This is a genomic window from Mycobacterium sp. NTMscope_MAC_269 (genome assembly GCF_976985695.1).
In genome coordinates this window covers 3,044,797-3,058,370 of the sequence record NZ_OZ335668.1, presented here as the reverse complement: position 1 = coordinate 3,058,370, position 13,574 = coordinate 3,044,797, and the positions used below count along the sequence as shown (strand labels likewise).

Below are 13,574 nucleotides of genomic sequence, written 5' to 3'. Positions count from 1 at the left end.
TTGGCTGGACTCGAGGAAATCAGGGAAGGACTCGCATGGAGATCAAAGACGCCGTCGCCGTCGTCACCGGGGGCGCCTCAGGGCTGGGGCTGGCCACCACGAAGCGGCTGCTCGACCGCGGCGCCCAGGTGGTCGTGATCGACCTGCGCGGCGAGGAAGCCGTCCGCGAGCTGGGTGACCGCGCCCGCTTCGTCGAGGCCGACGTCACCGACGAGGCCGCCGTCGGCAAGGCGCTCGACGCCGCGGAGTCGATGGGCACGCTGCGCATCAACGTCAACTGCGCGGGCATCGGCAACGCCATCAAGACGCTGTCCAAGGACGGCCCGTTCCCGCTGGACGGCTTCAAGAAGGTGATCGGGGTCAACCTGATCGGCACGTTCAACGTGCTGCGGCTTGCCGCAGAGCGCATCGCCAAGTCCGAGCCGGTCGGTGAGGAGCGTGGCGTCATCATCAACACCGCCTCGGTCGCCGCGTTCGAGGGCCAGATCGGCCAGGCCGCCTACTCGGCGTCCAAGGGCGGCGTGGTCGGCATGACGCTGCCGATCGCCCGCGACCTGTCGCGCGAGCTCATCCGCGTGGTGACCATCGCGCCCGGGCTGTTCAAGACGCCGCTGCTGGGGTCGCTGCCCGAGGAGGCGCAGGCCTCGCTCGGCAAGCAGGTGCCGCACCCGGCTCGGCTGGGTGACCCCGACGAGTACGGCGCGCTGGCCGTGCACATCGTCGAGAACCCGATGCTCAACGGCGAGGTCATCCGCCTGGACGGCGCCATTCGCATGGCGCCCCGCTAAGCCGCACCGTCGTCGGACAAAACGAAAGCCCCCCGCATCAGCGGGGGGCTTTCGTGATGACCACGATCGATGGTTACTTGCGGAACCATCGACTGACGGAGGGTTCGGCCATTAACAGCCGTGCGAGCATGCTCATGGTCTGGCTCAGCTCGCCGCTTGCAGTTCGTCGAACTGCTCCGAGGTCTCGCCTTCCACCAGCACGTCGCCGTGGTAGAGGGCCTCGAAGTCGACCTTGATGACGTCGGCACTTGTGTCGTCGATCCACATGACACTGAGCGTATGGGCCACCTTTAAGGAAACTTTGAGTCACGATTCGGAAAATCGTGGCAATTTACCCGCGGGTAGGGTGGCCACCATTTCCGCTGGGATTTGGGCCGTGAGCTGCTTACTTACGACACATTTTTCTGGCCGGACTCTTACCGTCGCCCCGGTTTAAAAAGGGCGGGCGTTGAACGCGGCGCCCGCCCGCCTGCGTGCTTGAAGACAACACTGTTCGACGCGTGGAAATTAGCGTTTGTTACGTTGTCGCGGACTAGCCAGCGGCCAGCGCAATGGGGCACCGGCAGCGGAAGGGCCCAAAATGCTGCAGAAAATCGCCCGAGTCGCCATCGCGGCGCCCCGCCGGATCATCGCGATAGGCGTGCTGGTCTTCATCGCCGCCGCCGTCTTCGGCATTCCCGTCGCCAAGAGCTTGTCTCCGGGGGGCTTCCAAGATCCCGACTCGGAGTCCGCCCGCGCCATCGGTGTGCTCACCGACAAATTCGGGCAGAGCGGTCAGCAGATGTTGATCCTGGTGACGGCCCCGGGCGGCACCAACAGCGAACAAGCCCGCGCGGTGGGCACCGACCTCGTCGGCCAATTGCAGCGGTCCCCGCTGGTCTACAACGTGGCCTCGCCCTGGACCGTCGCGGCTCCGGAGGATCTGGTGAGCCGCGACGGCAAGTCGGGCCTCATCGTGGTCAACCTCAAAGGCGGCGAAAACTTCGTTCAGAACAACGCGCAGACCCTGTCGGACCAGTTCGTCCACGACCGTGACGGGGTGACCGTCCGCGCCGGCGGCGCGGCCATGCAGTACGCCCAGATCAACAAGCAGAACCAGGACGACCTGCTGGTGATGGAGATGATCGCGCTGCCGCTGAGCTTCGTCGTGCTGATCTGGGTGTTCGGCGGGCTGCTGGCCGCCGCGCTGCCCATGGCGTTGGGCGCGTTGGCCGTCGTCGGCTCGATGTCGGTGTTGCGCCTGATCACCTTCACCACCGAGGTGTCGATCTTCGCTCTCAACCTCAGCACCGCCCTGGGCCTGGCCCTGGCCATCGACTACACCTTGCTCATCGTCAGCCGCTACCGCGACGAACTGGCCGACGGCCACGAGCGCGAGGAGGCGCTCGTGCGGACGATGGCCACCTCCGGGCGCACGGTGCTGTTCTCCGCGGTCACCGTTGCGCTGTCGATGTCGGCGACGGTGGCCTTCCCGATGTACTTCCTCAAGTCGTTCGCCTACGCGGGGGTGGCCACGGTCGCCTTCGTCGCGACCGCCTCGATCGTGATCACCCCGGCCGCGATCGTGTTGCTGGGCGACCGGTTGGACGCGTTCGACGTGCGCCGGTTGCTGCGGCGGGCGCTGCGGCGACCCGAACCGGTGCGCAAGCCCGTCGAGCAACTGTTCTGGTATCGGTCGAGCAAGTTCGTGATGCGCCGCTGGGCGCCTATCGGCCTGGCCGTCGTCGGCCTGCTCCTGATGCTCGGGCTGCCGTTCTTCTCGGTGAAGTGGGGGTTCCCCGACGACCGGGTGCTGCCGCGCTCGGCGTCGGCGCACCAGGTCGGCGACCGGTTGCGCAGCGATTTCGCCGACGATTCCGCGACGTCGGTGCCCGTCGTCATCCCCGATGCCTCCGGCCTGAATCCGGCCGACGTCGACACCTACGCCGCCGATCTCTCGCGGGTGCCCGACGTGGCGGCGGTGTCCGCGCCCGGGGGCACCTTCACGGGCGGGAACCGGGTGGGGCCGCCGTCCGGGGCGACCGGGCTGGCCCACGGCAGCGCCTTTCTGACCGTCAGCAGCACGGCGCCGCTGTTTTCCGCGGCGAACGACGCCCAGCTCGCACGGTTGCACGACGTCCCCGGCCCGGCCGGGCGGTCCGTCGAGATGGGCGGGGTGGCCCAGGTCAACCGCGACAGTGTCGACGCGGTGACCGAGCGGCTCCCGCTGGTACTCGGGCTGATGGCCGCGATCACCTTCGTGTTGCTGTTCCTGCTCACCGGCAGCGTGCTACTGCCGGCCAAGGCGCTCGCGTGTAACTTCCTGTCGTTGACCGCGGCGTTCGGCGCGCTGGTGTGGATCTTCCAGGACGGCCATCTCGGTGCGCTCGGGACCACGCCGAGCGGGACGCTGGTGGCCAACATGCCGGTGCTGCTGTTCTGCATCGCCTTCGGGCTGTCAATGGATTACGAGGTCTTCCTGCTCTCCCGGATCCGCGAGTACTGGTTGGCGTCCGGCGCCGCCCGACCCGCCAAGCCGACCCCGAAGCAGGCGCACGCCGCCAACGACGAGAGCGTGGCCCTCGGCGTCGCCCGCACGGGTCGGGTCATCACCGCGGCCGCGCTGGTGATGTCGATGTCGTTCGCCGCCTTGATCGCCGCCCACGTCTCGTTCATGCGGATGTTCGGCCTGGGCCTGGTGCTGGCCGTCTTCGCCGACGCCACCCTGGTGCGGATGGTGGTCGTCCCGGCCTTCATGCACGTGATGGGCCGCTGGAATTGGTGGGCGCCCAAACCCCTGGCGTGGCTGCACGATCGGTTCGGCATCAGCGAAGCCGCAGAACCCGCACCCCGCGAGCCCGCACCGGCGCCGGTTGCCGGGGCCGCGCTCGGGAAGCCGCTGCCCAATATCGGTTAACGGCCGACCCATCCCGGCGCCGAACCCTATTCTGGGCCTCATCCGAGTCGGAAGGTTCACACACGCATGACAACGGTCGTCGACAATCCCTTCTTCGCGCGCGTCTGGCCCGTCGTCGCCAGCCATGAAGCCGAGGCGATCCGGGTCCTGCGGCGGGAGAACCTGGCCGGCCTGTCCGGCCGGGTGCTGGAAGTCGGCGCGGGGATCGGGACGAACTTTCCGCACTACCCGGCGTCGGTCGCCGAGGTGATCGCGGTGGAGCCCGAGCCGCGGCTGGCGGCACGGGCCCGTGCCGCGGCCGACGCGGCGCCCGCCCGCGTGCTCGTTTCCGGCGAGACCGCCGAAAGCCTCAGCGGCTCCGAGCCGTTCGACGCGGTGGTGTGCTCGCTGGTGCTGTGTTCGGTGCGCGACCCGGGCGCCGTGCTGCGGCGCCTGTACTCGTTGCTGCGGCCGGGTGGAGAACTGCGCTACCTCGAGCACATCGCCAGTGCGGGCGCGCGGGGCCGCTTTCAGCGGTTCGTCGATGCGACTCTGTGGCCGCGGCTGTTCGGCAACTGCCACACGCATCGCGACACCGAACGCTCGATCATCGAGGCGGGATTCGAAGTCGACACGTCGCGGCGGGAGTGGACGCTGCCGGCCTGGGCGCCGATGCCGGTGTCCGAGCTCCTGCTGGGCCGCGCGCGCCGGCCCGCCTGAGTTGACCGCCGGACGGCCTACTTGAGGAGAGCCGGAAGCCGCTGCAGCAGCCCGGGCAACGCCCGGCTCGCCGATTCACGGATGCTGAGGGTGGCGTTGGCCGACAACGGCGTGACCTCGGGATTGACCTCGATGACGGCGGCGCCGCGCACCAGCGCCAGCTCCGCGAGCCCGGCCGCCGGATAGACGATCGCCGACGTCCCGACCACGACCATCACGTCGGCGGACTCGGTCGCCTCGACGGCGCGCTGCCACGGCTCGTCGGGCAACTGTTCGCCGAACCACACGATGTCGGGCCGGATCAGGCCACCGCAATCGCAAAGCGGGGGCTCCACCTCGAGCGCGGGTTCGGGCATCTGCGGCAGCGCGCCGCTGTACGGCACAGCGCAACGCGCACAACGGAATTCGAAAAGGCTTCCGTGCAGGTGGTGGACGGAGTCGCTGCCGGCGCGCTCGTGCAGGTCGTCGACGTTCTGCGTGATGACCGTGACCTGGGCATCGTCTTGCCAGGCGGCGATGGCGCGATGACCCGCGTTGGGTTGCACATCGGCGACCAGGTAATGCCGCCACAAATACCAGCCCCAGACGCGCTGGGGGTTATCGCGCCACCCTTGCGTGCTGGACAGTTCGTAGGGGTCGAAGCGGGCCCACAACCCGTTCTTGTCGTCGCGGAACGTCGGCACACCGCTCTCCGCGGAGATCCCCGCGCCGCTGAGCACCGCTACGCGCATCCCACCAAGATAGCCGGAGGTGGGGGATACTGAACGGGTGGAGCTGGGTGACTGGTTACGGGTCGACGTGAAGGCGGGCAAGCCGCTGTTCGACCAGCTCAGGACGCAGGTGATCGACGGAGTCCGCGAGGGCGCGCTGCCGCCGGGCGCCCGCCTGCCCACCGTGCGGGACCTGGCCGGCCAACTCGGGGTCGCGGTCAACACCGTGGCTCGCGCCTACCGCGAGCTGGAGAGCGCCGCCATTATCGAAACCCGGGGCCGCTTCGGCACATTCGTCGCCCGCTACGACCCGACCGACGCCGCCATGGCGGCCGCCGCCCGCGAGTACGTCCGAGTGGCGCGCGGACTCGGGTTGGACAAAGCCGATGCCCTGCGCTACGTCGAATCGGTGCCCGACGAGTAAGCGCTAGGAGTCGAAAAATGTTGTGTTACAGCGCTATTCAGCGCAATACCTTGTCGAGCGTACGCAGGTTGCGTGTCGTGGTCGACGACTTGTAGCGCGCCTTGCCCATCGTCTTGCCGATGGCGCTGTCCAGGGTGCTGCCTTTGGGGACCTGCCAGTAGAGGACGCCGTCACCCCGGCTGATCCGCTCGTTCGGGCCCGCGTCCTTCTCCAGGGCGGCCAACTCGTCGAGCACCGCAGCGTCGGCGACGAACGTGACGTAGGACTGGTAGCCGTCGGCGCCGCGCTCGAACGGATAGGCGTCGACCACGTCGCGCACCGCGCCGAGGTCGTAGGCCAAGACCCACGCGTCGTAGCCGAATCGTTCGCGCAACGCGGCTTCGGCCTTTTTGCGCACCGCCGCCACGCCGGCCGACGACTCCAGCACGACGTTGCCGCTCGCCAACACGGTGCGCACCGCGGTGAAACCCGCGTCGGTCAGCGCGGCCACCACCTCGGCCATCTTGAGGTTGACGCCCCCGACGTTGACACCTCGCAGAAACGCCGCGTACTTGGTCATGCCCAGATTCCACCAGTCCGGCCGGGGACCGGCCATCCCGGGCCGCCCGGGCGGCGCGCGACGTAGGCTTTCGTCATGGGACGCCAAGTCTTCGACGACAAGCTGCTGGCCTTGATAAGCGGACATTCCCTGGGGGTGCTGGCCACCATCAAGCGCGACGGGCGACCGCAGCTGTCGAACGTGAGCTACCACTTCGACCCGCGCAGCATGGCGATCCAGGTGTCGATCACCGAGCCGCGCGCCAAGACTCGCAACCTGCGCCGGGACCCGCGGGCGTCGATCCTGGTCGACGCCGACGACGGATGGTCCTACGCCGTCGCCGAGGGCACCGCCGAACTGACGCCCCCGGCGGCCGCGCCCGGCGACAGCACCGTGGAGGCGTTGATTGCCTTGTACCGCAACATCGCCGGCGAACACCCGGATTGGGACGAATACCGTCAGGCGATGGTCACCGATCGGCGGGTGCTGCTGACGTTGCCGATCTCCCACCTGTACGGCATGCCGCCGGGCATGCGGTAGCCGCGCCGTCGGCGGGCCCGCCGGACAAACCGGGACTAAGCTGCCCCCATGGCTGAATCGAATGCCCGGCAGGGTTCAAAGTCGTCCAAGTCTTCGGGGGCTTCTGAATCACCCGGGTCGGACGAGGACACCAAGCGCAAGTTCCGCGAAGCCCTCGACCGCAAGATGGCGAAATCCTCCAACGGTTCCGACCATAAGGACGACGCCGGCAAGCAGTCCCGGGCGCACGGCGCGGTGGGAAACCGCCGCGAATTCCGCCGCAAGAGCGGCTGACTCCCGAAAGTCGTTAGAAGACGGGTTGATTCGTCTATCCCCGGGATGGGCCGAACAGGCCGATCGAGGGGTCGTCCTGGCCCGGTGCGCCGCGCAGGCTTCCCCGGGTGCTGGGGTGCGCGAAGCTCACCTGGGAGGGGTCGTTTTGGTAGGCCCAGTCCGCCACGATGGTGCGTCGAGTGAACTTCCAGCGGCCGTCGTGTTTGGCGTACTCGTCCAGATACCGGCCGCCGATGATGACGTCGACGTCGTGTTCGGGACCGGCGAAGGTGTGAAAAACCAGGCAGTAGATCTCACCGCGGGCCTGTTCGCCCTCGATCACGAAGTTCGTCGTGGTGATGTTGTGTTGGGAGACACGCACATGCGGCTGCGCGCCCCGCAACTGCGCGATGAACTGTTCGACGCCGCCGGTGGAGAACGAGCCGTGCGAGTCGGTCGCGTCGGGGTGATACAGGCCCCGCAGGCCGTCATAGTCCGCGCGGTCGACGGCCCGGCAATAGGAATGCACGAGCGCATGCAGTTCGTCGCGGGCCAGCATCAGCTCCAATCGGGCCTCATCCACCACCGCGTCACGATAACTCGATGATTATGGTGCTGGTCGTAGGCGCGGTTTCGGTGGTTGGTGTCGCACCCACAGGCCCCGGTCGTAGGGTGTTGTCCGGAAGGAAGGTCGTTGACGGTGAAACTTTGGCTGGCTCAAGATCCGCAGGCCGACGCGCTGCTGGACGAGAATCCGTTGGCCCTGCTCATCGGGATGGTCCTCGATCAGCAGGTCCCGTTCGAGACCGCCTTTTCGGGCCCGAAAAAAATCGCCGACCGCATGGGCTGCTTCGGTGCTCATGAGATCGCCGAGTACGACCCGGACAAGTTCGCCGCGCTGTGCTCGGAAAGGCCTGCGATACACCGGTTTCCGGGATCGATGGCCAAACGGATCCAGACCCTGGCCCAGATCATCGTGGACCGCTACGACGGCGACGCCGCGGGGCTGTGGACCGCGGGCGACCCCGACGGCGAGGAGCTGCTGCGTCGCATCCAGGGGCTGCCCGGTTTCGGCGCGGTCAAGGCGCAGATCTTTCTGGCGCTGCTGGGCAAGCAGTACGGGGTGACGCCCACCGGGTGGCGAAAAGCCGCCGGCGAGTTCGGCAAATCGGGCACGCACATCTCCGTCGCCGATATCGTCGACGCCGAATCGATGGGTGCGGTGCGTGCCTACAAGAAGCAGATGAAGGCGGCAGCCAAAGCGGCGAAGTAGTCGGTGCACAGAAGGGAAGGGCAGCAACGTGAAGACACACATAACGTGTCCGTGCGGGGAGGCCATTGTCGGTAAAGACGAGGACGAGCTGGTCGAACTGACCCAGGCACATCTCGCCAGCGTTCACCCCGGCCTCGAGTACGACCGCGACGCCATCCTGTTCATGGCGTACTAAAGCGAACGCGCGTGACCCCGTAGCGGGGACACGCGCGTTCGCAAGTGGCGAAACGGTGGTCGCTTACGGCACCACCGTCGAGCCGATCGTGGGCATGAACTGGCACTGCTTTTCCTTGGTCGTGACCTGCCCGAAGATCGTCGACATGATGCTGCCCGAGCCCGTGTCGGCGATCGCGCTCAACGTCGTCGGGCCGTCGGGGTTGATGTCCGACCGCGGCTTGAGGGCGACGGTGCCGGACTTGCCGGTGGTCAGGTTCACCCAGGTGACGTTCAAGGGCAGCTTCTGCACCTCGGCGGGTCCGGGCGTTCCGACCGCGGTGAACACGTAGGCGGTCTGGCCGGGCCCCGGGCCGGGAAGCGGAATCTTGGCCGGCCCCGCGACCGACAGCGCGGTGGCGATGGCGCTGCTGCCGTCGGCCAGGCAGTTGGTGCCGATCGAGGGGTACATGAAGTCCTGCGTCGGCGGCGCGTCAGCGCCGAATCCCGGGGCGGCCGCCGTCGGGGCGGCGTCCGGCGCGGGTGCAGGCGCCGGGGCGGCTTCCGGTGCGGGCGGCGCCGCGGCCGGTGCTGGAATTGGTGCCGCGACGGGCACATTGGCGGGTTGGGCGGCCACCGGCGCCGGAGCGGCGGCGGGCGCAGGCCCGGCCGCGTGTGCGGGGTCGGCGCCGGCCGGCAGGTGCGCCTGGGGTGCCGCTTCGGGCGCGGGGCCCGCCGCATGCACCGGGTCGATTCCGCTCGGCAGGTGCGCCTGCAAACCGGGCTCTACGCCGGCCGCGGGAACGTGTTGCACCGGCGCGGCGGGCTCTTGGACGAACTGATTGACCGCCGCCGCCACGTTTTTCGACTCGCTGGGAGCGGTCGGGCTGTGGGCGAAGGCTTGCGCGGCGGCCATGAGCAGCTGTGTCGCCTGCTGCGGGTCGCCGGCCGCTTGCTGGATGAGCGGGCTCAGCTCCGACAAGGCAGGCAGACCCGGCAGTTGTTGGGCCGCGCTGGATTGTGGTGTCGGCTGCGGCGCCGCCGGGTCGGCTGCCGCGCCCGGGCACAGCCCGAGCGCGGCAACCGATGCCGTGACGACAGCGGCCAAACCTTTGGACAGATTCCAAGTGGTTGCCACGGTGTCCTCCGGTTCTCAGTGGTGGGTTAGGCCGAGTACGAAGCTGCTCAAGGCAGGGCGGCGAGCAGCGGCGCTGCCGGTCCGGCCGGGCTGGCAGCCGGCGCGGGCGCGGCCGGAGCGGCTGGTGCCGCCGGAGCCGCCGGGGTCTGCCCCGAAGCCAGCGCCGGCAGGTCCTGCGGGAGCCGCACCTGCGAGGGCATGTTGACCGGCAGGCCCGAAGGCATCGCCGGCATGTTGACCTGCGCCTGCGGGATTTGCGGTGCCGGCGGTGTCGCCGGCGCGCTCGGCGCCGACAGCCCCGGGATCGCGGGCAGGCCCGGGATCGACGAGGAGGCCGGCGCGGCCGGACTCGCGGCCGCCGGCTGGGCGCCGGTCAAGCCCTGAATCATCCCCGGAATGCCGCTCGCGGGGGACGACGCCGGCGCGGCCGGGGTCGCCGACTGCGCCAGCCCCGGAATGGAGGGCAGCGCCGGAGATGACACCGGAGCGGCGGGTGTCGCCGGCGTCAGGCCCGGGATCGAGGGGATGCCCGCCGTGGCCGCCGATGCCGGCGAGGCCGCCGCCGGAACACCCGGGAAGCTGATACCCGGCGTGGCGGGAGCCGCGGGCGGCGTGGCGCCGAGCGCGGTCGCGAGGTTCTGCAGGATTTGTGGCGCGTTGGCTGCCGAACTGATCAGCTGCTGCGGAATGTTCGGCACGGCCGGAGCCGGCACGGGGTCGGCGTGGGCGATTCCGCCCGTCAACAGTGCTGCGGACGAACCGACCACGACGGCGGCTGCACGCATGTAAGTCCAGATGGTTGGCATGACTCTCCCTGATTGATCGATTACAGGTCCCGGCGCCGAAGTTACTTTGATGCAGATGGGACTCAAGTGACACGTGTGGCATTTATTTATTCGTTACGGATACGAGTGAGAGCGGTGACCGAACGCGTGAAACGCCGCTCCCTGAATAGATGTCACGGACCGACGGCGCCGCGCCGCACGGCCCGATCGCTAAAGTCGGGCGGATAGACACCATCTCGGCCGCCCCGGCGGCGCCCCTCACCCAGCGGTTGGCGAGTCGCCTCGTAGCGGCCGCGCCGATGCTGCTCATCGCGAGCGTCGCCGCACGGCTGGGCTGGACATACCTGGCCCCCAACGGCGCGAACTTCGTCGACCTGCACGTCTACCTCGGTGGGGCCGCCGCGATCGACCACCCCGGCGCCCTGTACAGCTACGTCTACGCCGACCAGACACCGGACTTCCCGCTGCCGTTCACCTACCCGCCCTTCGCGGCCATCGTCTTCTACCCGCTGCAGCTGTTGCCGTTCGGGCTCGTCGCGTTTCTGTGGCAGATCGCGACCATGGCCGCCCTCTACGGCGCGATCCGGATCAGCCAGCGCCTGACGGGCGTGGCGGCCGGCCCGCGGGGCCGCCGGCTCGCGATGGCGTGGACGGCGGTCACCATCTGGATCGAGCCGCTGCGCAGCACCTTCGACTACGGCCAGGTCAACGTGTTGTTGATGACCGCCGTGCTGTGGGCGGTCTACACCACGCGATGGTGGCTGTCGGGGTTACTGGTCGGCGTGGCGGCCGGCATCAAGTTGACACCCGCCATCTCCGGGGTCTACCTGGCCGGCGCCCGGCGGTGGACCGCCGCGGTGTTCTCGGCGCTCGTTTTCGTTGCCACCATTGGGATTTCGGTGGCGGTGGTCGGCGATCAGACCCGCTACTACTTCTTCGACCTGCTCGGCGACGCCCACCGCGTGGGCCCCATCGCCACCTCGTTCAATCAGTCCTGGCGCGGTGCCATCTCGCGGATCCTGGGCCACGACGTCGGATTCGGGCCGCTGCTGGTGGTCGCCCTGCTCGTCACCGCGGTGCTGGCGGTCCTGGCCTGGCGTGCGCTGGACGCCACCGATCAGCTGGGCAGGCTGATCGTGGTCGAGCTTTTCGGGTTGCTGCTGTCGCCGATTTCCTGGACCCACCACTGGGTGTGGCTGGTGCCGCTGATGATCTGGGCGATCCACGGCGCGGGGCGCACGCTGCGCGGAGCGCGGATCGCCGGCTGGGGTTGGCTGGCGCTCACCCTGATCGGCGTGCCGTGGTTGCTGAGCTTCGCTCAACCGACCATCTGGCAGATCAGCCGCCCGTGGTACCTGGCCTGGGCCGGGCTGATCTACACCGTGGCGGCGATGGCGACGCTGATCTGGATCGCGGCGACCGGCGGACGCGGCCGGGGTGCGCTGCCCGGCGAACGGGCCGACGCCCCGGCCTAGTTGTCGACGATCCCGTTGATATCGCGGGCCATATCGACATCGTTTTGGGTGATGCCGCCCTCGGAGTGCGTGACGAGAGCGAAAGTCACTGTCCGCCAACGAATATCGATGTCGGGGTGGTGATCCTTGCTTTCCGCGTGCTCGGCCACGCGGCGCACCGCGTCGATACCGGCCAGGAAGCTTCCGAATTTGATCGAGCGGCGCAGGGCGCCCTCGGCGCGCTCCCATCCATCCAGGTCGGGCAGTGCGGCGTCTACTTGCTCATCGGTTAACACAGCCATATGGACTCGTCCTCTCCTGTCGGATGACGGGTTGATCGCGGGGGCCCGAATTGTCTTACCTCGCCGCGAAGGTGGTCACCTACGAGGCTACGGCGGGATTACCCGGCGCCTGATTTTTCTGGTCCAACGGCACCACGATGCCCGCCTCTGGAAGATTCTGTCGTTGCTGGTAAGCGGACTCAAGGCTGGCCGGGACCCCTTGTAGGTCGCGGGCCACGCCCATCAGTTCTTCCAGGATCATGATTCGTTGCTGATTCGCCTCGTCCATCGCCCGGTGGGCTCGCTCATCGAATTCATGAGCTTTCTGCTTTGCGTCGGCGAGGAGTTGCTCGCGCTCATGCTGGGCTTCCTGCCACGCCTCATCGATGGATGACTGGGCTTCCGCCCGCATCCCGGCCAATTCGGCGTCGAGCTTCTTCCTGAGTTCCTCACACTCCATTTCGAGCGCTTTTCGCTGTGCGCCGATGTGCTCCAACAGCTCTCGGTGTTCTCGCTGCGCGGCTTCGGCCTCGGCCGCGGCACCCGCGACCAGCGCCTCTGCCTCGGTGCGTGCCTCGGCCTGCATCCGGGAAACCTCATCGAGCGCACGCCGCAGCATCTTCGCCATCCGATGTTGCATCGCGTAGGGCGTCGGTGACGTGTCCGACAGGGCGGTGACCTCATCCTTGAGGCAGGCGACGTCGATCCGCAACGCGGTCGCTTCATTGCCGGATTCGTCGCGCTGGGCCCGCAGGTTCTGGACTTCGTCGATGAGCAACTTCTCCTTGGCGAGTAACCCGTCGATGTAGCGGTCGACCACAGCGGGGTCATAGCCCCGAAAGACCCGCGTGAACGACTTTGTGGGTTCGGTGATCATTGCCAACTCCCCTCATTGGAAGTGCATGTAGAGGTCGTGACCGACTAGACTCGAGTATTCCACGGCAGCGACCAAATCGTAAGAGAGACGTTGTGTCCCAAAGCAATTCGATGGGGATGCCGACCGGAATGGCTGTCTCGACACCATTTTGAGCCTGACAAGTTTTGGGGCGATACGACCGTTACCGCGCTTCTGGGGAATGCAACCGCTGTCGCGGAAGGTCGCAAAACTTTTCGATCCCGACGGCGTTGCCGTTGGTGTTCCCCGGCGGTGATGCGTCGTTTCGGGCGGTGCGGCCGACCGCCGAGCTCACAACGTCCGCCTGCAAGAACACAGCCGTGACCCGACGGTATACCGTCACTGGCCATGCCGACCCAGATCGTCGTCGCCGGCGCCCTCATTCGCGACGCGCGCGTCCTGGTGGCACAGCGCGTGCGCCCGCCGGAGCTGGCCGGCCGCTGGGAGCTACCCGGGGGCAAGGTCGCGCCCGGCGAGACCGAGCCCGACGCGCTGGCCCGCGAGCTGGCCGAGGAGCTGGGGTTGGCGGCGGGCGATGTCGCGGTGGGCAAGCGGCTCGGCGCGGACATCCCGGTGGACGGCGGCATCACGCTGCGCGCCTACCGGGTGCAGCTGCTCAGCGGTCGTCCGGACGCGCGCGATCACCGCGCATTGCGCTGGATCACCGCCGCTGAGCTGCACGATCTCGACTGGGTGCCGGCCGACCGGGGCTGGCTTTCGGACCTGGCCGGCGCGCTGTGAACGACCC

The 13,574-nt window shown here is 68.2% G+C and carries 18 protein-coding genes; 10 read left to right on the top strand and 8 right to left on the bottom strand.

Translation table 11 applies throughout. The annotated features are described in order from the left end of the window. Positions 1-35: 35 nt before the first annotated feature. Complete coding sequence (locus ACZ50Z_RS14105) at positions 36-788, top strand: 3-hydroxyacyl-CoA dehydrogenase (protein WP_066992060.1); 753 nt, start codon at positions 36-38, stop codon at positions 786-788. Positions 789-932: 144 nt separating this feature from the next. Here the strand turns inward: ACZ50Z_RS14105 and ACZ50Z_RS14100 are convergent, their stop codons facing one another. After that, a complete protein-coding gene (locus ACZ50Z_RS14100; protein ID WP_003878506.1) occupies positions 933-1,055 on the bottom strand; it encodes a hypothetical protein in 123 nt (40 codons plus the stop codon). 313 nt (positions 1,056-1,368) lie between these two features. Here ACZ50Z_RS14100 and ACZ50Z_RS14095 point away from each other — a divergent pair, with 313 nt between their 5' ends. Further along, entirely contained in the window at positions 1,369-3,684 is a 2,316-nt protein-coding gene (locus tag ACZ50Z_RS14095) for an MMPL family transporter (RefSeq protein ID WP_464484105.1), read from the top strand. Positions 3,685-3,750: 66 nt separating this feature from the next. Further along, a complete protein-coding gene (locus ACZ50Z_RS14090) occupies positions 3,751-4,383 on the top strand; it encodes a class I SAM-dependent methyltransferase (RefSeq protein ID WP_464484104.1) in 633 nt (210 codons plus the stop codon). 17 nt (positions 4,384-4,400) lie between these two features. Here the strand turns inward: ACZ50Z_RS14090 and ACZ50Z_RS14085 are convergent, their stop codons facing one another. Then, positions 4,401-5,114 (bottom strand): NAD-dependent deacylase, encoded by a 714-nt coding sequence (locus ACZ50Z_RS14085; protein ID WP_464484103.1) that lies wholly within the window; start codon positions 5,112-5,114, stop codon positions 4,401-4,403. A 37-nt stretch (positions 5,115-5,151) separates the two neighbouring features. On the opposite strand from ACZ50Z_RS14085, the gene ACZ50Z_RS14080 reads away from it, so the two are divergent. Continuing rightward, the gene (locus tag ACZ50Z_RS14080; RefSeq protein ID WP_464486237.1) at positions 5,152-5,517 is read left to right on the top strand and encodes a GntR family transcriptional regulator; all 366 of its coding nucleotides are present in this window, start codon (positions 5,152-5,154) and stop codon (positions 5,515-5,517) included. A gap of 37 nt (positions 5,518-5,554) precedes the next feature. Here the strand turns inward: ACZ50Z_RS14080 and ACZ50Z_RS14075 are convergent, their stop codons facing one another. After that, entirely contained in the window at positions 5,555-6,076 is a 522-nt protein-coding gene (locus ACZ50Z_RS14075; protein ID WP_464486236.1) for a DUF1697 domain-containing protein, read from the bottom strand. A 75-nt stretch (positions 6,077-6,151) separates the two neighbouring features. Here ACZ50Z_RS14075 and ACZ50Z_RS14070 point away from each other — a divergent pair, with 75 nt between their 5' ends. Both ACZ50Z_RS14070 and ACZ50Z_RS14065 read left to right on the top strand, forming a co-directional pair. Continuing rightward, on the top strand, positions 6,152-6,595 hold the full coding sequence (locus ACZ50Z_RS14070; RefSeq protein WP_008254475.1) for a PPOX class F420-dependent oxidoreductase: 444 nt from the start codon (positions 6,152-6,154) through the stop codon (positions 6,593-6,595). A gap of 48 nt (positions 6,596-6,643) precedes the next feature. Then, complete coding sequence (locus ACZ50Z_RS14065) at positions 6,644-6,868, top strand: DUF5302 domain-containing protein (protein ID WP_464484102.1); 225 nt, start codon at positions 6,644-6,646, stop codon at positions 6,866-6,868. 34 nt (positions 6,869-6,902) lie between these two features. On the opposite strand, the gene ACZ50Z_RS14060 is transcribed toward ACZ50Z_RS14065, so the two are convergent. Continuing rightward, the gene (locus ACZ50Z_RS14060) at positions 6,903-7,406 is read right to left on the bottom strand and encodes a nuclear transport factor 2 family protein (RefSeq protein ID WP_464486235.1); all 504 of its coding nucleotides are present in this window, start codon (positions 7,404-7,406) and stop codon (positions 6,903-6,905) included. Between the two features lie 141 nt (positions 7,407-7,547). Between ACZ50Z_RS14060 and ACZ50Z_RS14055 the strand changes: the two genes are divergently transcribed. Both ACZ50Z_RS14055 and ACZ50Z_RS14050 read left to right on the top strand, forming a co-directional pair. Next, positions 7,548-8,120, top strand: coding sequence for an HhH-GPD-type base excision DNA repair protein (locus tag ACZ50Z_RS14055; RefSeq protein WP_464486234.1), 573 nt, complete (start codon positions 7,548-7,550; stop codon positions 8,118-8,120). A 28-nt stretch (positions 8,121-8,148) separates the two neighbouring features. Then, entirely contained in the window at positions 8,149-8,295 is a 147-nt protein-coding gene (locus ACZ50Z_RS14050) for a hypothetical protein (protein ID WP_003875447.1), read from the top strand. A 63-nt stretch (positions 8,296-8,358) separates the two neighbouring features. Here the strand turns inward: ACZ50Z_RS14050 and ACZ50Z_RS14045 are convergent, their stop codons facing one another. Continuing rightward, positions 8,359-9,411: an Rv1157c family protein gene (locus ACZ50Z_RS14045; protein ID WP_464484101.1), complete on the bottom strand. Its 1,053-nt coding sequence runs from the start codon at positions 9,409-9,411 to the stop codon at positions 8,359-8,361. A 47-nt stretch (positions 9,412-9,458) separates the two neighbouring features. Then, positions 9,459-10,217: a hypothetical protein gene (locus ACZ50Z_RS14040; RefSeq protein ID WP_464484100.1), complete on the bottom strand. Its 759-nt coding sequence runs from the start codon at positions 10,215-10,217 to the stop codon at positions 9,459-9,461. 149 nt (positions 10,218-10,366) lie between these two features. On the opposite strand from ACZ50Z_RS14040, the gene ACZ50Z_RS14035 reads away from it, so the two are divergent. Beyond that, positions 10,367-11,671, top strand: coding sequence for a mannosyltransferase (locus ACZ50Z_RS14035; RefSeq protein ID WP_464484099.1), 1,305 nt, complete (start codon positions 10,367-10,369; stop codon positions 11,669-11,671). Here the strand turns inward: ACZ50Z_RS14035 and ACZ50Z_RS14030 are convergent. Next, the gene (locus ACZ50Z_RS14030; RefSeq protein ID WP_464484098.1) at positions 11,668-11,952 is read right to left on the bottom strand and encodes a 4a-hydroxytetrahydrobiopterin dehydratase; all 285 of its coding nucleotides are present in this window, start codon (positions 11,950-11,952) and stop codon (positions 11,668-11,670) included. The two genes, ACZ50Z_RS14035 and ACZ50Z_RS14030, sit on opposite strands and share 4 nt — an antisense overlap. Positions 11,953-12,031: 79 nt before the next feature. Beyond that, the gene (locus tag ACZ50Z_RS14025; protein WP_464484097.1) at positions 12,032-12,808 is read right to left on the bottom strand and encodes an ATP synthase subunit B family protein; all 777 of its coding nucleotides are present in this window, start codon (positions 12,806-12,808) and stop codon (positions 12,032-12,034) included. Positions 12,809-13,174: 366 nt separating this feature from the next. On the opposite strand from ACZ50Z_RS14025, the gene ACZ50Z_RS14020 reads away from it, so the two are divergent. Next, positions 13,175-13,567 carry a (deoxy)nucleoside triphosphate pyrophosphohydrolase gene (locus ACZ50Z_RS14020; protein ID WP_464484096.1) on the top strand — a complete coding sequence of 131 codons (393 nt, stop codon included), beginning with the start codon at positions 13,175-13,177 and terminating at the stop codon, positions 13,565-13,567. Positions 13,568-13,574: the final 7 nt, after the last annotated feature.